Source organism: Sinomonas soli, assembly GCF_054782415.1.
The window spans coordinates 1-17,284 of sequence record NZ_BAAGSN010000005.1 but is presented as its reverse complement, the minus strand read 5'-3'; the positions used below and the strand labels follow the sequence as shown (position 1 = coordinate 17,284).

Annotated in this window: 15 protein-coding genes and 1 pseudogene; 12 read left to right on the top strand and 4 right to left on the bottom strand. The window is 71.7% G+C overall.

Annotated features, from left to right (window positions below; genetic code table 11):
- Positions 1 to 136 precede the first annotated feature (136 nt).
- Positions 137 to 943 carry an IclR family transcriptional regulator gene (locus ACYVKZ_RS05060; RefSeq protein ID WP_460990981.1) on the top strand — a complete coding sequence of 269 codons (807 nt, stop codon included), beginning with the start codon at positions 137 to 139 and terminating at the stop codon, positions 941 to 943.
- A 115-nt stretch (positions 944 to 1,058) separates the two neighbouring features.
- On the opposite strand, the gene ACYVKZ_RS05055 is transcribed toward ACYVKZ_RS05060, so the two are convergent.
- Positions 1,059 to 1,721, bottom strand: coding sequence for a GntR family transcriptional regulator (locus tag ACYVKZ_RS05055; RefSeq protein ID WP_307008573.1), 663 nt, complete (start codon positions 1,719 to 1,721; stop codon positions 1,059 to 1,061).
- 121 nt (positions 1,722 to 1,842) lie between these two features.
- Between ACYVKZ_RS05055 and glyA the strand changes: the two genes are divergently transcribed.
- The 6 genes from glyA to purU are packed head-to-tail and all read left to right on the top strand — an operon-like array spanning position 1,843 to position 9,234.
- Positions 1,843 to 3,162: a serine hydroxymethyltransferase gene (gene glyA, locus ACYVKZ_RS05050; protein ID WP_460990980.1), complete on the top strand. Its 1,320-nt coding sequence runs from the start codon at positions 1,843 to 1,845 to the stop codon at positions 3,160 to 3,162.
- Complete coding sequence (locus tag ACYVKZ_RS05045; RefSeq protein ID WP_066496360.1) at positions 3,162 to 4,379, top strand: sarcosine oxidase subunit beta family protein; 1,218 nt, start codon at positions 3,162 to 3,164, stop codon at positions 4,377 to 4,379. Before glyA ends, ACYVKZ_RS05045 begins: the two co-directional genes overlap by 1 nt.
- 22 nt (positions 4,380 to 4,401) lie before the next feature.
- Entirely contained in the window at positions 4,402 to 4,704 is a 303-nt protein-coding gene (locus ACYVKZ_RS05040) for a sarcosine oxidase subunit delta (protein ID WP_460990979.1), read from the top strand.
- Positions 4,701 to 7,658: a 2Fe-2S iron-sulfur cluster-binding protein gene (locus ACYVKZ_RS05035; RefSeq protein WP_460990978.1), complete on the top strand. Its 2,958-nt coding sequence runs from the start codon at positions 4,701 to 4,703 to the stop codon at positions 7,656 to 7,658. The genes ACYVKZ_RS05040 and ACYVKZ_RS05035 overlap by 4 nt, the downstream gene beginning before the upstream one ends.
- A gap of 13 nt (positions 7,659 to 7,671) precedes the next feature.
- Positions 7,672 to 8,343 (top strand): sarcosine oxidase subunit gamma, encoded by a 672-nt coding sequence (locus ACYVKZ_RS05030; protein ID WP_460990977.1) that lies wholly within the window; start codon positions 7,672 to 7,674, stop codon positions 8,341 to 8,343.
- 3 nt (positions 8,344 to 8,346) lie between these two features.
- Positions 8,347 to 9,234, top strand: coding sequence for a formyltetrahydrofolate deformylase (gene purU / locus ACYVKZ_RS05025; RefSeq protein ID WP_460990976.1), 888 nt, complete (start codon positions 8,347 to 8,349; stop codon positions 9,232 to 9,234).
- 19 nt (positions 9,235 to 9,253) lie between these two features.
- Here purU and ACYVKZ_RS05020 read toward each other — a convergent pair whose 3' ends face one another.
- The 3 genes from ACYVKZ_RS05020 to ACYVKZ_RS05010 all read right to left on the bottom strand — a co-directional run bounded on the left by ACYVKZ_RS05020 (position 9,254) and on the right by ACYVKZ_RS05010 (position 12,378).
- The gene (locus ACYVKZ_RS05020) at positions 9,254 to 10,213 is read right to left on the bottom strand and encodes a DMT family transporter (protein ID WP_460990975.1); all 960 of its coding nucleotides are present in this window, start codon (positions 10,211 to 10,213) and stop codon (positions 9,254 to 9,256) included.
- A gap of 32 nt (positions 10,214 to 10,245) precedes the next feature.
- A complete protein-coding gene (locus tag ACYVKZ_RS05015) occupies positions 10,246 to 11,001 on the bottom strand; it encodes a flavodoxin family protein (protein WP_307008588.1) in 756 nt (251 codons plus the stop codon).
- Positions 11,002 to 11,088: 87 nt separating this feature from the next.
- Positions 11,089 to 12,378 carry an MFS transporter gene (locus tag ACYVKZ_RS05010; protein ID WP_460990974.1) on the bottom strand — a complete coding sequence of 430 codons (1,290 nt, stop codon included), beginning with the start codon at positions 12,376 to 12,378 and terminating at the stop codon, positions 11,089 to 11,091.
- Between the two features lie 195 nt (positions 12,379 to 12,573).
- Here ACYVKZ_RS05010 and ACYVKZ_RS05005 point away from each other — a divergent pair, with 195 nt between their 5' ends.
- From ACYVKZ_RS05005 to ACYVKZ_RS04985, 5 genes and pseudogenes are all read left to right on the top strand, one after another.
- Complete coding sequence (locus tag ACYVKZ_RS05005; RefSeq protein WP_460990973.1) at positions 12,574 to 12,978, top strand: tautomerase family protein; 405 nt, start codon at positions 12,574 to 12,576, stop codon at positions 12,976 to 12,978.
- 141 nt (positions 12,979 to 13,119) lie between these two features.
- Entirely contained in the window at positions 13,120 to 14,109 is a 990-nt protein-coding gene (gene iolC / locus ACYVKZ_RS05000) for a 5-dehydro-2-deoxygluconokinase (RefSeq protein WP_460990972.1), read from the top strand.
- On the top strand, positions 14,106 to 15,071 hold the full coding sequence (locus tag ACYVKZ_RS04995) for a Cgl0159 family (beta/alpha)8-fold protein (RefSeq protein WP_460990971.1): 966 nt from the start codon (positions 14,106 to 14,108) through the stop codon (positions 15,069 to 15,071). Before iolC ends, ACYVKZ_RS04995 begins: the two co-directional genes overlap by 4 nt.
- Positions 15,072 to 15,085: 14 nt before the next feature.
- On the top strand, positions 15,086 to 17,023 hold the full coding sequence (gene iolD / locus ACYVKZ_RS04990; RefSeq protein ID WP_460991089.1) for a 3D-(3,5/4)-trihydroxycyclohexane-1,2-dione acylhydrolase (decyclizing): 1,938 nt from the start codon (positions 15,086 to 15,088) through the stop codon (positions 17,021 to 17,023).
- Between the two features lie 106 nt (positions 17,024 to 17,129).
- Positions 17,130 to 17,284, top strand: a pseudogene (locus ACYVKZ_RS04985) (methylmalonate-semialdehyde dehydrogenase (CoA acylating)); the annotation flags it as partial.

Sequence of the window (17,284 nt, the reverse complement as noted above, 5' to 3'; positions counted from 1 at the left end):
CACGTGAGCTGAATCACATATGCTGTTGCTGTGTTCCCAAAGTAGTTGCTTGGATAGCACCGCACAAGAGGTCACGCCGAGATGACACAGGACTCTAAGATGAGAGCCACGCACCCGGCCGGAAGAGGAGTGGACCGTGGCAGGACGACCGCGCACCAGTGATGACGCACCCCAGGGGGCGGCGGCGTCCCTTCTCAACGGCCTCGGCGTGCTCGAGGCGTTCTCGATCGAGAAGCCCGTGCTCGGGGTCACGGAGATCGCCCAGAAGGTCGGTCTGCACAAGAGCACCGTCTCGCGGATCCTCACCGGGCTCGCCGATGCCGGCTACGTGCAGCGCGACGAGGCCACCGGGAGATACCGGCTCGGGCTCGGCCTGCTCGCCCTCTCCGGACCGCTCCTGGCCGACCTCGACGTGCGGCGAGCGGCGCTTCCCTACCTCGAGGACCTCACCGAGCGGACGGGGGAGACGAGCGCGCTCGCGGTGTGGAACGGCCAGGAGGCTGTTGTCGTCGAGCAGGTTCCGAGCCCACATCAGGTCAAGCACACCGCGTCGATCGGGACCCGGTACAACAAGTTCGCCTCGTCGTCAGTGCGGGTGTTCCTCGCGGGTCTGGCCGAGGGCGCTGTGCGCGACCTGGTCGGCTCGGGCGCCGTGCTGGTGGGTGCGCCCTACGACAGCGACGCTGCGGCGGCGGCAGAGCTCGCCGCGGTGGAGAAGGCGGGCGTGGCCGTCAATGACGGGGCGACGACCCCCGAGGAATTCGGTGTCTCCGCGCCCGTGTGGGACTACCGGGGGCGCATGGCCGGATGCGTGACGGCATCCGCTCCCCGCACGCGCGTGCAGGGTGAGGTCGCGGCCGAGCTCGCTGCGGCGGTGATGGAGGCGGCTGCCGGCGTCTCGGCCCGCCTCGGGTACGGGGCGAAGCGCGCCGCGGAGGCCTGACCCGACCCCCCCGCGTACCTGGAACCCGAAAAGGGGCGCGAGATGCGTACCCGGAACCGGAAAAGGGCCGCGAGATGCGTACCCGAAACGGGGGAGAAGCGGGGGTGGGGGAGGGTCAGAGGACGGTGCGGATCGTCGCCTCGAAGCTCGTGACGTGCTCGAGCGCCATGCGCCCGGCGGTCTCGACGTCGCCGTCGGCGATCGCGCGCAGCAGCTGGGCGTGCTCGTGGATGTGCCCGGCCACCGAGGGGACCTTGTCCAGGACCAGGCACCAGATGCGCGTGGCGAGGTTGTCGTAGCGGATGAGTGCGTCCGTGAGGTGCGGGTTGCCGGCCGCGGCGTAGATGAGCCGGTGAACCGTGATGTCGTAGCGCATGAGCTCGCGCTGGTCGATGGGCTCGCGCAGCGCTTCGATCGCGTCGGCGGTCTCGCGCAGCCGCTGCCGCATGGAGGCCGAGGCGTCCCGCGCCGCGCGCCGGGCCGCGAGCGGCTCGAGCTGCTCGCGGATCTCCGAGACGTCCGCGAGCTCGGTGATGTCCACCGCCGTCGCGAACGTGCCCCGCCGGGGGTAGGACACGACGAGGTGGTCCACCTCGAGCCGCTTGAGCGCCTCGCGCACGGGCGTGCGCCCCACGCCGAGCTCCGCGGCGAGCGCCGTGTCGTTGATGGGCGCGCCGGGCTTGATCTCGAGCATGATCAGCCGGTCGCGGAGAGTCAGGTACGCCTGCTCCGCCAGCGACACCGCCGACGCCGCGTCCTCCAGTGCTGTGACCGTCACCTTCCGCCTCCTTCCGGGACTGCTTGACTCTGTGTGATCCCCACCATACTATCGATCGCAGAACTAATATATCAGTTGATTATTAGTCAGATATCAACGTCGATGTCAGACCGAAGGAGGCATGATGGAGAACCTTCTCGATCTCCCACTGGCCCAGGCCGATCCCGAGGTGGCCGAGGCCATCGCCGCCGAGCTCCGCCGGCAGCAGGGAACGCTCGAGATGATCGCGAGCGAGAACTTCGCGCCCACCGCCGTCATGGAGGCGCAGGGCTCCGTGCTGACGAACAAGTACGCCGAGGGCTACCCGGGCAGGCGGTACTACGGCGGCTGCGAGCACGTGGACGTCATCGAGCAGCTCGCGATCGACCGTGCCAAGGCCCTGTTCGGCGCCGAGTTCGCCAACGTCCAGCCGCATTCGGGCGCCCAGGCCAACGCCGCCGCGATGCACGCGCTCATCCAGCCCGGCGACACGATCATGGGCCTCGACCTCGCCCACGGCGGCCACCTCACGCACGGGATGAAGCTCAACTTCTCCGGCAAGCTCTACAAGGTGGTCCCGTACCAGGTGTCCGAGAAGGACCACAGGATCGACATGGCCGAGGTCGAGCGCCTGGCCGAGGAGCACCGGCCCCAGCTCATGATCGCGGGCTGGTCCGCCTACAGCCGCCAGCTGGACTTCGCCGAGTTCCGCCGCATCGCGGACAAGGTGGGCGCATTCCTGCTCGTGGACATGAGCCACTTCGCCGGCCTCGTCGCCACCGGCCTGCACCCGAACCCGGTCCCGCACGCCCACGTCACCACCACCACGACCCACAAGACCCTCGGCGGCCCGCGCGGCGGCATCATCCTCACCAACGATCCCGCGCTGGCCAAGAAGGTCAACTCGGCCGTGTTCCCGGGCCAGCAGGGCGGCCCGCTCGAGCACGTGATCGCGGGCAAGGCCGTCGCCTTCAAGTTCGCTGCGAGCGAGGAGTTCGCCGACCGGCAGCGCCGCACCCTCGAGGGCGCCCGCATCCTGGCCGACCGGCTCACCCAGCCCGACCTCGCCGAGGCGGGGATCGGCGTCGTCAACGGCGGCACCGACGTCCACCTGGTCCTCGTGGACCTGCGCCACTCCGAGCTCGACGGCCAGCAGGGCGAGGACCGCCTCCACCGCATCGGCATCACGGTCAACCGCAACGCCGTCCCGTTCGACCCGCGCCCCCCGATGGTGTCCTCGGGCCTGCGGATTGGCACCCCCGCGCTCGCGACCCGCGGCTTCGGCGCCGCCGAGTTCACCGAGGTCGCCGACATCATCGCGGCCGCCCTGGCGCCCGAGTTCGACGACGAGCTCGCCGCCTCGCTGCGCTCCCGCGTGGCGGTCCTGGCCGACAAGGACCCCCTCTACCCGAACCTGACCCCGGCCGAGTCCGGGGCCTCCACCGAGAACGGAGCCCAGTGATGGCGGACCTCCTGCCCGAACACCCGGACTTCCTCTGGCGCAACCCGGACCCGAAGCCCTCCTACGACGCCGTGATCGTGGGCGGCGGCGGCCACGGCCTCGCCACCGCGTACTACCTCGCGGCCCACCACGGCATGACCAACATCGCGGTCCTCGAGCGCGGCTGGCTCGCAGGCGGGAACATGGCCCGCAACACCACGATCATCCGCTCGAACTACCTGTGGGACGAGTCCGCGGCGATCTACGAGCACTCCCTCAAGCTGTGGGAGGCCCTGCCCGACGAGCTCGAGTACGACTTCCTGTTCAGCCAGCGCGGCGTCATGAACCTCGCGCACACGCTCCAGGACGTACGCGAGTCGGTCCGCCGCGTGGGCGCGAACAAGCTCAATGGTGTGGACGCCGAGTGGCTGGACGCGGACCAGGTCAAGGAGCTCTGCCCGATCATCAACACGAGCGAGGACATCCGCTACCCCGTCCTCGGCGCGACCTACCAGCCGCGCGCGGGCATCGCCAAGCACGACCACGTCGCCTGGGCCTTCGCCCGCAAGGCGGACGAGCTCGGCGTCGACATCATCCAGAACTGCGAGGTCACCGGCTTCGTCAAGGACGGCAACCGCGTGGTCGGCGTGAAGACGAACCGGGGCACCATCAACACCGGCAAGGTCGCGCTCTGCGCCGCCGGCCACTCCTCGGTCCTCGCCAAGCTCGCCGGCTTCGACCTGCCGATCCAGTCCCACCCGCTCCAGGCGCTCGTCTCCGAGCTCCACGAGAAGGTCCACCCCACGGTGGTCATGTCCAACCACGTCCACGTCTACGTCTCGCAGGCGCACAAGGGCGAGCTCGTCATGGGTGCCGGCATCGACTCGTACAACGGGTACGGCCAGCGCGGCGCGTTCCACGTCATCGAGGAGCAGATGGCCGCGGCCGTCGAGCTGTTCCCGATCTTCGCCCGGGCGCACCTGCTGCGCACGTGGGGCGGGATCGTGGACGTCACCCTCGACGCGTCCCCGATCGTGGGCAAGGCCCCGGTCGAGAACATGTACGTCAACTGCGGCTGGGGCACCGGCGGCTTCAAGGGCACGCCCGGCGCCGGCTGGACCATGGCCCACACGATCGCCACCGGCGAGCCGCACGCCCTCAACCTGCCCTTCGCCCTCGAGCGCTTCGAGACCGGCGCCCTCATCGACGAGCACGGCGCCGCAGCCGTCGCCCACTGACGCACCCGAAAGGAGCACGAGCATGCTGCTCATCACCTGCCCGAACTGCGGGCCGCGGGACGAGACCGAGTTCCACTACGGCGGCCAGGCCCACATCGCCTACCCCGAGAACCCCGCCGAGCTGACCGACGCCGAGTGGTCGCGGTACCTGTTCTACCGGGAGAACCCCAAGGGAGCCTTCGCCGAGCGCTGGGTGCACTCCGCCGGGTGCCGGAAGTGGTTCAACGCCGTCCGCGACACGGTCACCTACGAGTTCAAGAGCATCTACACCGGCGCCGCACCAGCGGCGGCCACCGCAGCAGCCACGAATGGAGGCCAGAAGTGAGCCCCGCATCCCAGAGCCACCGTCTCCCGGCCGAGAAGGCGCAGGGCGCGCGGATCGACCGCGAGAAGGCCCTGACGTTCACCGTGGACGGGACCGAGTACACGGGCTTCGCCGGCGACACCATTGCCTCGGCCCTGCTCGCCAACGGCGTCATCGAGACCGCCCCGTCCCTGTACCTGGGCCGCCCCCGCGGCATCCTCGCCGCCGGCGTCGAGGAGCCCAACGCCCTGCTCAAGGTCCTCCAGCGCGGCGCCGGCGGCGTCGACGAGTCGATGCTCCCGGCCCCGATCGTGGAGCTCACCGACGGCCTGGCCGCCCAGTACCTCTCGGGCCTCGGGCAGCTCGACCCGCGCAAGGACGAGGCCGTCTACGACAAGAAGCACGTCCACACCGACGTCCTCGTGGTCGGCGGCGGCCCCTCCGGCCTCGCCGCAGCCCGCGAGGCCGCCAGGACCGGCGCCCGCGTGATCCTGGTCGACGACCAGCCGGAGCTGGGCGGCTCGCTGCTCTCCGCCCCCGCCGAGACGGTCGACGGCGTCGCCGCTCCCGAGTGGGTCGCGGCGGCCGCCGCCGAGCTCGCCGCCGCGGACGAGGTGACCGTGCTGACCCGCACGAACGCGTTCGGCTCCTACGACTCGAACTACATCGTGGCCCTCGAGTCCCGCACCGACCACCTCGGCACGGAGCGGGCCCGCGAGCTGGGCGCCCAGGGCGTCTCCCGCCAGCGGCTGTGGCACATCCGCGCCGCCCAGGTGGTCCTCGCCACCGGCGCCCACGAGCGCCCGATCGTGTTCGCGGACAACGACCGCCCGGGCATCATGCTCGCCTCGGCCGCCCGAACCTACCTCAACCGCTACGGCGTGCTCCCCGGCTCCTCCGCGGTCGTCTTCACCACCAACGACTCCGCCTACGCCACGGCCCTCGACCTGGCCGCCGCGGGCGTGACCGTCGGCGCCGTCGTCGACGCCCGCGCCGAGAAGACCGAGGCCGCCCGCGCGGCCGAGGCCGCCGGCATCCGCGTCCTCGCCGGCTCCGCGGTGAGCGGCACCGAGGCGGGCACCGGCACCCGGCTGGGCGCCGTCGTCGTCCGCGGCCTCACTGCGGACGGGGAGCTGACCGGCGAGGGCGAGCGGATCGAGGCGGACCTCCTGGCTGTCTCGGGCGGCTGGAGCCCCGTGGTGCACCTGTTCAGCCAGCGGCAGGGCAAGCTGCGCTGGGACGAGGACCTCGCCGGCTTCGTCCCCGCCGGCACCGTTGAGGCGCAGCAGGTCGTGGGCTCGGCCCGCGGCTCCTACGCCACGTCGGACGTGGTCTCCGAGGGCGCCCACGCTGGCGCCGTCGCGGCCTTCAACGCGGGCTTCATCACCGAGGCCGGCCAGCACGCCACCGCGGTGTCCTCCCACCAAGCCGTGGCCTCGGCCCCGACGCGCCAGCTCTGGCTCGTGCCGGGCGAGACCGGCGGGCCGGCCGACTGGAACACCCACTTCGTGGACTTCCAGCGTGACCAGACCGTGCACGACGTCCTCCGCGCGACCGGCGCCGGCATGCGCTCGGTCGAGCACATCAAGCGCTACACCTCGATCTCCACCGCCAACGACCAGGGCAAGACCTCGGGCGTGAACGCGATCGGCGTCATCGCCGCGGCGCTCAAGGGGGACGGCGACGCCCCCGGCATCGGGCAGATCGGCACGACGACGTTCCGCGCCCCGTACGCCCCCGTCGCGTTCGCGGCGGTGGCCGGCCGCAAGCGCGGGGAGCTGTTCGACCCCGAGCGGATCACCTCGATCCACCCGTGGCACGTGGAGCACGGCGCGAAGTTCGAGTTCGTGGGCCAGTGGCTCCGCCCGTGGTACTTCCCGCAGGGCGAGGAGACCATGGACGAGGCGGTGCTGCGCGAGTGCGCCGCGGTGCGCGAGTCCGTGGGCTTCATGGACGCCACCACCCTGGGCAAGATCGAGATCTGGGGCGCCGACTCCGGCGAGTTCCTCAACCGGATCTACACCAACGCGTTCAAGAAGCTCGCCCCGGGCATGGGCCGCTACGGCGTCATGTGCGGCCCGGACGGGATGATCTTCGACGACGGCGTCACCCTGCGGCTCGACCAGGACCGCTACTTCATGACCACCACCACCGGCGGCGCCGCAAAGGTCCTGGACTGGCTCGAGGAGTGGCACCAGACCGAGTGGCCCGAGCTGGACGTGAACTTCTCGTCCGTGACCGAGCAGTGGACCACGGTCGCCGTGGTCGGCCCGAAGTCCCGCGCGGTCATCGCCAAGGTGGCCCCGGAGCTCGACGTCGACAACGACGCCTTCCCGTTCATGGCCTGGCGCGACACCGTCCTCGCCTCCGGCATCCCGGCCCGCGTGTGCCGCATCTCGTTCTCCGGCGAGCTCGCCTACGAGATCAACGTCGCCGCCTGGTACGGGCTGCAGGTCTGGGAGGACGTGGCCGAGGCCGGCGCCGAGTTCAACATCACCCCGTACGGCACCGAGACCATGCACGTGCTGCGCGCCGAGAAGGGCTACCCGATCGTCGGCCAGGACACCGACGGCACCGTGACCCCGCAGGACGCCGGCATGGAGTGGATCGTCTCCAAGGCCAAGGACTTTGTGGGCAAGCGCTCCTACTCGCGTCTCGACACCGCCCGCGTGGACCGCAAGCACCTCGTGTCCCTGCTGCCCGTCGACCCGGCCTTCCGCCTCCCGGAGGGCACCCAGGTGGTCGAGCATGGCATCGCCCTCAACCCCGCCTACGGGCCCGTGCCCATGCAGGGCCACGTCACGTCGAGCTACCACTCGGCGGCGCTGGGGCGGTCCTTCGCCCTCGCACTCATCAAGAACGGCCGCAACCGCATCGGCGAGACGCTCACCGCCGTCGCCGGGGACCGGGTCGTTGACGTCCTGGTCGGTGAAACCGTCCTCTTTGACCCCGAAGGGAAGCGCCGTGATGGCTGAGACGATTGCTGAAGTGACTGCCGCTCCGACCACCGCCGGAGCTCCGGCCCTGCGCCGCAGCCCCGCGGCCCACCTCTCCGGTGCGTTCGCCGCGGCGGCCGTCGCGGGAGACCGCGCCGTGGCCGTCCGCGAGGTCCCGTTCCTGACCCAGCTCGGCCTGCGCGCCGTGCCCGGGTCGGCGGGGGCCGCCGCCCTCGAGTCGGCGCTCGGGGCCGCCCTGCCTGCCGCGCACGGGGAGACCACCGCGGGCACCGGCTACACCGTCCTGTGGATCGGGCCGGACGAGTTCCTCGCCGTGGGCGATGAGACGCCGACCTCCGCCGCCGAGGACCGCGGGGCCGCCGAGGCCGCCCGGGTGGGCACCGCCCTCGGCGAGGCCGGCGCGCGGACCCCGGGAGCCGTCGTCGACCTCTCCGCGAACCGGACCACGTTCGAGCTCACCGGCCCGAACGCCCGCGCGGTCCTGGAGAAAGGCGTCTCGTTCGACCTGCACCCGCGGCACTTCGCCGCCGGCACGGCCATCGCGACGGTCCTGGACCACGTGCCCGTCCTCGTGTGGAAGACGGGGGAGGAGACGTACCGCGTCCTGCCGCGCGCGTCCTTCGCCGACCACGTGGGCCGCTGGCTCATCGACGCGATGCGCGAATTCGCGGTCCGCGAGGACCTTGCGCCGGAGGTGCGGTAGGCCATGGCGGGCCAGGCGCGCGAGTACGTCCTGACGCTCGACTGCGCCGAGGGGCCCGGGATCGTGTACGCGGTCTCCGGGTTCCTCGCCGAGCGCGGATGCGACATCGTGGACATCAAGCAGTTCGGGGACCGCCGCGGGGGCCACTTCTTCATGCGGGTGCACTTCGAGGCACCCGTCGCCGACGGCGGCACCGCCGCCGGGGCGGACGACGACGGCGATCGCCTCCGCGCGGAGTTCGCACCCGTCGCGGCGCGGTTCGGCATGGAGTGGAAGCTGCGCCCGGCAGGGGAGCGGACGCGCGTGCTGCTCATGGTCTCCAAGTTCGGCCACTGCCTCAACGACCTGCTCTTCCGGGCGCGGGTCGGCGAGCTGCCGATCGAGATCGTGGGAGTGGTCTCCAACCACGAGGACCACCGCGGCCTCGTGGAGTGGCACGGCATCCCCTACCACCACATCCCGGTGACCCCGGACAGCAAGCCCGAGGCCGAGGCCAAGCTCCTGGCGCTCGTGGACGCGTACGCGGTGGAGCTCGTGGTGCTCGCGCGCTACATGCAGGTCCTCTCCGACCAGCTCGCCACGAAGATGTCGGGCCGGGTGATCAACATCCACCACTCGTTCCTGCCCTCGTTCAAGGGCGCCAAGCCCTACCACCAGGCGTGGGAGCGCGGGGTCAAGACCGTGGGGGCCACGGCCCACTACGTCAACGCCGAGCTCGACGAGGGGCCGATCATCGCCCAGCAGGTCATCGAGGTGGACCACACCCACGCGCCCGAGGACCTCGTGGCGGTGGGCCGGGACGCCGAGTGCAAGGCGCTCTCCAACGCGGTGCGCTGGCACTGCGAGGGTCGTGTGATCCTCAACGGCAGCCGCACCGTGGTGCTGCGGTAGCCGCAGCGCCCCGCGAAGGTCACCTTCCGGGGACGTCCGTCCTGGCGGCGGCGTCCCCCGGGAGGGGGCCTTCTGCCGTGCGGCCGTCCCCCCGCGCGCCCCTCCGTCCGGCCCGCAGGCCCAGGTAGCTGCCGGCGAGCACGAGCAGGCCCCCGAGGAACAGTGCTGGGGTGAGCGGCTCGGAGTCGAGCAGCGAGGAGACGATGACCGCCGGGATGGGCACGAACAGGAACTGGTAGGAGGTCGCCGAGGCACTCCAGCGCCGCAGCACGTACAGGAACGCCGCGAAGAGGATGAGCGTCGAGACGACGAGGAAGCCGAACGCCGCGAACGTCTCCCCGCGCACCGGCACCCTCCAGCGCTCGCCGGCCAGGGGCGAGGCCACGGCCAGGGCCACCGCACCCACGGCCATCCCGACCGCGTTGAGCGGGGCGCCCGGGACCGGCGGGAAGACCTTGACGACCACGGCGCCAGCGCCGATGGAGACCGCGGCTGCGGCCATGCCGGCGATGCCCAGGAGCGAGGAGGCGGAGAACGCCGTCGTGCCCGCCCCGCTGACCACGGCGATGCCGGCGACGGCCACGAGCGTGCCCGCGAACCGGCGCCAGCTGAACGCCTCGACCCCGGCGCCGGCGGCGATCAGCAGCGTGGCCACGGGCACGGAGGCGAGCACGATCTGCGCGAGCCCCGCGTGCACCTCGCGGAGGGCCTCGTAGATGAAGCCGTAGGCCAGGCCGAAGTTGAGCAGCCCGTACAGCAGCGCCCCGGCCAGGGCCCTTCCCCGCGGCCAGGCCCGGTGGCCGGCGGCCGCGACAGCTGCGAAGACGAGGGCCGCGACCGCGAAGCGAGCCGCGGCGCCGAACAGCGGGTCGAGCTCGCGGTTGCTGTAGCGGATCGCGACGGCGTTGCCGCCCGTGACGACCACCGCCGCGACGAACACCGCCACCGTGCGCACGTCCCGGCCGCCTGCAGCGCTCACCCCCTCAGTGTGCGCCTGCCTGGGCTCCCGGGCTATCCGCGGTACTCGGGGTTGGGGTGGTCGGGGTTGGAGAGGTCCCAGTTCGCGACCACGTTGCCGTGCGCGGGGATCCCGCCGGCATCCCTGATCCGCCGCGCCGTGTGGAGCATGTTCCACGCGGCGAAGACCGCATTGCGCGTGGTCCAGTGGTTGCGCGCGCCCCGATTGTCGTCGAGGTAGGACGGTCCGGGGCCTGCCTCGCCGTTCCAGTACGCGTCCGCCTGGGGCGGGATGGTGAAGCCGATGTGGCTGAGGGCGTACAGCAGCTGCGCGGCGCAGTGCTTGCCGCCGTCCTCGTTGCCGGTGACGATCACGCCGCCGACCTTCCCGTAGTACGCCCACTGGCCGCGCTCGTTGGCCTCGCCCGAGTACCCGTAGAGCCGCTCGACCACCTTCCGCGTCACCGAGGACTGGTCCCCCAGCCACGTGGGCGTCGCGAGGACCACGATGTCCGCGGGCTCGATGAGCGAGCGGTACAGGTCCGGGAACGCGTCGGTCTCCCACCCGTGCCCCCGCATGTCCGGGTAGACGCCGGGCGGGATGTCGTGGTCCACGGCCCGGATCTCGTCCACGCGGGCGCCCACGCCCTCGAGGACATGCCTGCTCACGGCGATCAGGCCGTCGGTGTGGCTCTGCTCAGGGCTGCGCTTGAGCGTGCCGTTGAGGTACACGGCGCGGAGGTCCGAGAAGTCGGCGGTGCTCGCCGCGATCTCGGCGTCGATGAACGCCTGGACTGATGGCGGCAGCATGACCGTCTCCTTCCGCACAGGGTTCCTCCCCTGCCACGATGCTAGGCGCGCCGGCGGCGGGAGGGGAGGGGCGGCGTCGTGCGCGGGTCAGGCCCGCTGCGGCGCCGGCCCGTGGGAGCGGATCGCGAGGAAGCCCGAGGCTGCCATCACTACGAGCGCGCCGAGGACCAGGGCGAGGGGGGCCTGCCAGTTGCCGGCCGCCTCGTGGAGCCCGCCCATGATGATGGGGCCGGTCGAGGCGACTGCGTAGCCGACCGACTGGATGAGCGCCGTCATCCGCCGGTTCTCATCGAGCGAGCGGGCCCGGTTGATCACCACCGTGAACACGACCGTGAACGTGCCGCCCTGCGCGATCCCGCCCAGCACCGCCCACAGGATCCACAGGCCCGGCGCCACGAGGAGCCCCGCGGGGAGCACGACCCAGCACGCGGCCACGAGGGCGAACAGGCGCATCGGCCCCCACCCGAACAGGTGGGCCAGGGCCGGGACGAGGAGGGGCCCCGCGATCGCGAACACCTGCAGGAGGCTCGCGCCGAGGCCCGCCTCGGAGGGCGTCATCCCCTGGGTCTGGACGAGGTAGCTGGGCAGCCACAGGGTCATGGCGTAGTAGCCCACGTTGTGCAGGGCGAACGTGAGCGTGAACAGCCACATCATGCGCCGGTTGGCCCGGCTGACCCCGGGCTGCGGGACGATCGGCAGGGGGCCCGTCTCGCTTCCGGGCTGCGCCTGCGCGGCCTTGAGCTCCGCCCGGCGACGTACCGCCTCCTGGGCGAGCCGGCCCGGGAAGTCGGCGTCGGACCAGCGGGGGCCGTCCTTGCCCGGCGGGAAGACGAAGAACCAGGCGCCCGCGGCGATCGCCGTGAGGCCGAGCCAGGACACGAGCGAGCCCTGCCAGCCGATCGCCGCGGCGAGCGGGGCGGTCAGTGCGGAGGCGAGCGTGGTGCCCACGTTCACGGCAGCGGTCGTGACGCCCGTCATGAGCGCGGCGCGGAGGGGGAAGTCGCGCCCCACGAGCAGCGGCGTGGCCACATTGACGATCGTCATCGCCACGCCGATCACCACGGTGCCGATCAGCGCCCCCGGCGCGCCGCCGAAGGAGCGGATGGCGACCCCGGCCGCCAGACCGCCGAAGAAGTACAGGACCGCGCGGTTGATGCCGATCCTGCCCATGAGCCAGGCCGCGGCCGGGGTCACGAGCCCGAAGCACAGCACCGGGATCGAGGCGAGGAGGCCGACGACGGCGGCGCTCAGACCCGTGTCGCGCTGGATGTCGCCCAGCACCGGGCCGAGGGCGACGACGGGGGCCCGCGAGTTGAGGGACATGAGGCCGACGGCGATCAGTGCCAGCGCCGCGGTGCGGCTGATCCGGCGGGTCACGGGGATCCTTTCGGCAGGGGAGGGAGCCCTCTCACCTTCTCACGGGCGGGCCCGGGGGGCGCCGCATGTGACGCCCTTGACCTGACAAAGTCCCTCCGCCGGAGAGTTTGTAAGGACAAAATATTGCCGCAACGGCGCCGGAGGCGTACGGTTGATTTGTCAGGACAAATTACCCGCAGTGAAGGATTCGCCTCTATGCCCCTCGTCCGCATCGACGTCACTGCCGGCCGCACCCGCGAGCAGCTCGCCCGCATCAGCCGGGCCATCCACGAGGCCATCCTCGCCGAGTACCGCATCCCCGAACGCGACTACTTCCACATCGTCACCGAGCATGCGCCGGGGCAGATCGTTGCGCAGGATGCCGGCCTGGGCTTCGAGCGCTCGAGCGGCGTGGTCATGATCCAGATCTTCACGCAGGGCGGCCGCAGCCAGGCGGCCAAGGAGTCGCTCTTCGCCGCGGTGGCCCGCAGCCTCGGCGACGCGGGCGTGGCGGGCGAGGACGTCTTCATCGGCTACGTCGAGAACACCGCGGGGGACTGGTCCTTCGGATTCGGCCGCGCCCAGTATGTCACCGGCGAGCTGGCGGTCCCCGCCCGATGACCGCCCGCAGGGTGGCATGGCAAGTTGTCAGTACAAACCTTTGACAGGACATTGAATCTGTAGCAGAGTTGGACCTGTGGCCGACGCCACAGGCAGCGAAGCCGGCCCGGCATCCGGGCGCATGAGGAAAGGCACCGCGAAGTGACCTACGACGTTCTCACGATGGGGCGCATCAGCGTCGACATCTATCCCAATGACATCGGCGTCGGCCTGGCGGACGTGACGAGCTTCGGCAAGTACCTGGGCGGCTCGCCGTCGAACGTCGCCGTCGCCGCCGCCCGCCACGGCCGCGCCGCCGCCGTCGTGACCCGCACCGGCGACGACCCGTTCGGCACCTACCTGCACCGCGAGCTGGCCAAGTTCGGCGTGGACGACCGGTTCGTCACCCCGGTAGCGGGGCTGCAGACCCCCGCGACGTTCTGCGCGATCATGCCGGCCACGCACGAGTTCCCTCTCTACTTCTACGGCCGCTTCCCCACGGCGCCGGACCTGCAGATCCGGGCCGACGAGCTCGACCTCGAGGCGGTCCGGGACGCGCGGATCTTCTGGTCCACCGTGACAGGCCTGTGCCAGGAGCCCAGCCGCTCCGCGCACGTCGCCGCCCACGAGGGCCGCCCCCGGGCCGGGCTCGCCGAGGGCCAGTTCACGGTCCTCGACCTCGACTACCGCCCCATGTTCTGGGATTCCGAGGACGCCGCCCGCGAACAGGTCGTCCGCGTCCTGCCGCACGTCACGGTCGCGATCGGCAACGAGGAGGAGTGCGCGGTCGCCGTCGGCCACGGCACCCCGGACGAGCAGGCCGACCGCCTCCTGGCCGCGGGCGTGGAGATCGCCGTCGTCAAGCTCGGCCCCGAGGGGGTCATGGCCAAGACCCGTTCTGAGCGCGTGGTCTCCGCCCCCGTCCCCGTCGAGACGCTCAACGGCCTCGGCGCCGGCGACTCGTTCGGCGGGGCGTTCTGCCACGGCCTGCTGGCCGGGTGGCCGCTGGCCCAGGTCCTCGACTACGCCAACGCCGCCGGCGCGATCGTCGCCTCCCGGCTCTCGTGCGCCGACGCGATGCCGACGCCGGCCGAGGTCACCTCGCTGCTGGCCGAACGAGGCCGGCTCGTCCCCGAGGCGGTGGCCCAGTGAGCGCCGCGACCGAGACGAACGCCGGCGCGGCACCGCTGCGGGACGCGCACGACGACGACCCCCGCCGCTACGAGCACCTCACCAAGCTCCGGCTCGAGGACCCGCAGGCGATCGCCCGCGCCGCGAAGGCGCGCCGCCGCCACCCCGGCCCCGTGCTCGGGAAGCAGAACTTCATCGTCGCCGCCGACCACCCTGCCCGGGGGGCTCTGGCCGCGCAGGGCCGGCCCGAGGCCATGGCCGACCGGCGGGAGCTGCTCGACCGGCTCCAGGTCGCCCTGGCCAACCCGGCCGTGGACGGCGTGCTCGCAAGCCCGGACATCATGGACGACCTCCTCCTCCTGGGGGCGCTCGAGGGCAAGCTCGTCTTCGGGTCGATGAACCGCGGCGGCCTCGCCGGGTTCGTCAACGAGCTCGACGACCGCTTCACAGGCCACACGGCCGAGGCCCTCGCCGCGCTCGGTGCTGACGGAGGCAAGATGCTCACCCGCATCGCGCTCGGCGACCCGGCCACCGCCTCGATCCTCGAGAACACCGCGAAGGCGATCGACGCGCTCGCTGCCCGCGGACTCATCGCAATGGTCGAGCCCTTCCTCTCGGCCTGGGTGGACGGCAAGGTCAAGAACGACCTCTCCGCGGAGGCGGTCGTCAAGTCGGTCGCCATCGCCGAGGGCCTCGGCTCCACGAGTGCGTACACGTGGATGAAGCTGCCCGTCGTGGCCGAGATGGAGCGGGTCATGGCGGCGACGACCCTGCCCACGGTGCTCCTGGGCGGGGACCCGGCCGGGCACCAGCACGAGGTGTTCGCCTCGTGGGGCCGCGCGCTTGCGCTGCCGGGGGTGCAGGGCCTGACCGTGGGCCGCACCCTGCTCTACCCGGCCGACGGCGACGTGGCCGGCGCCGTCGCCGCCGCGGCCTCGCTGCTGCACACCGAAGAGATCAAGCCGAAGGAGGCTTCCCAGTGAGCACTACCCGCAGGATGACCGTCGCCCAGGCGGTCGTCGAGTTCCTGGGCCGCCAGTACACGGTCGACTCGGTGGGCGGCCCGGGAGGCGGCGCCTATCGCGAGCGGCTCATCCCCGGCATGTTCGGGATCTTCGGCCACGGCAATGTGGCCGGCATCGGCCAGGCGCTCAAGCAGTGGCAGGTCGCCGACCCGGCGCTCATGCCGTACTACCAGGGCCGCAACGAGCAGGCCCAGGCCCACCAGGCGGTCGGCTACGCCCGCCACACCCGCCGCCGCCAGACCTTCGCGGTCTCGACCTCGATCGGCCCGGGCTCGTCCAACCTGCTCACGGGCGCGGCCCTGGCCACGGCCAACCGCCTGCCGGCCCTGCTCCTGCCCTCGGACACATTCGCGACCCGGGCCGCGGACCCCGTCCTGCAGCAGCTCGAGCAGCCGCACGGCTACGACATCACGGTCAACGACGCGTTCCGGCCACTCTCGAAGTACTTCGACCGGGTCAACCGGCCCGAGCAGCTCTTCTCCGCGCTCCTGCACGGCCTGCGGGTCCTGACCGACCCGGCCGAGACCGGCGCCGTGACCATCGCCCTGCCGCAGGACGTCCAGGCCGAGGTCTTCGACGTCCCCGAGGAGTTCCTCGCCGAGCGCGAGTGGCGCATCCGCCGCCCGGAACCCGAGGCCGAGGACATCGCCGAGGCCGCCCGCCGCATCCGCGCCGCCCAGCGCCCGGTCATCATCGCCGGCGGCGGCGTGCTCTACGCCTTCGCCACCGAGCAGCTGCGCGCCTTCGCCGAGGCCACCGGCATCCCGGTCGGGTGGACCCAGGCCGGCGTCGGCTCCCTCGCCTGGGACCACCCGCAGGCCCTCGGGGCCGTCGGCTCGACGGGCACGACGGCGGCGAACGCCCTCGTGCGCCACGCCGACCTAGTGATCGGCATCGGCACCCGCTACGAGGACTTCACCACCGCCTCCCGCACCGCGTTCCAGGACCCCGGCGTGCAGTTCGTGAACATCAACGTCGCCGCCATCGACGCCTACAAGCACGGAACCTCGCTGCCGATCGTCGCCGACGCCCGCAAGGCGCTCGCGGCGCTCACTGCGGCGGTGGGCGGCTACCGCGTCAGCGGCGAGCTCGAGCGCGTGGTCGCCGACGAGAAGGCCCGCTGGGATGGCACGGTCGACGCCGCGTTCGCCCAGGACCACGAGCCCCTCGTGAGCCAGAACGCGATCATCGGCGCGGTCAACCGTGCGATGGATCCGCGCGACGTCGTGATCTGCGCCGCCGGGTCCCTGCCCGGCGACCTGCACAAGATGTGGCGCGTCCGAGACCCCTTCGGCTACCACGTCGAGTACGCGTACTCCTGCATGGGCTACGAGATCCCCGGCGGGCTCGGCGTCAAGCGCGCCGCCCTCGACGGGACCGCCCGGGGCGAGGAGAGCAGGGACGTCGTCGTCATGGTCGGGGACGGCTCCTACCTGATGATGCACACCGAGCTCGTCAGCGCCGTCGCCGAGGGCATCAAGCTCATCACCGTGCTCATCCAGAACCACGGCTACGCCTCGATCGGGGCGCTGTCCGAGCAGCTCGGATCGCAGCGCTTCGGCACCAAGTACCGCACCCTGGACCGGGAGCACCACACGTTCGACGACGGCGAGAAGCTCCCGATCGACCTCGCCACGAACGCCGAGAGCCTCGGCGTCACCGTGTACCGCATCGAGCCCGGCCCCAACGCCATCGCCGACCTCGAGGCCGCGATCGGCAAGGCCAAGGCCGCCCCGGAGGGCATCGGCCCGATCGTGATCCACATCGAGTCGGACCCGCTCATCGACGCCCCCAGCTCGGAGTCGTGGTGGGACGTGCCCGTCTCCGGCGCCTCCGAGCTGGAATCCACCCAGCAGGCCTTCCAGACCTACACCGACCACAAGTCGCGCCAGCGGCCCCTCCTCGGCTGACCCCTCAACAGTCGGCCAGAGACCCCACAACGGTTCGCCAGAGACCCCTCAACGGCCGGCCAGAGACCCCACAACGTTGAGAAGTACCCCAACAGGAGCACATGAGATGACTGTCAGGACCATTCCGCATTTCCTCAATGGTGAGGAGTCCGAGGGCGTCGGCGAGCGGACGCAGCCGGTGTTCAATCCGGCCACGGGGGAGCAGACGGGTGAGCTGCGCCTGGCCGACCGGGCGGACCTGGAGGCCGCGGTGGCGTACGC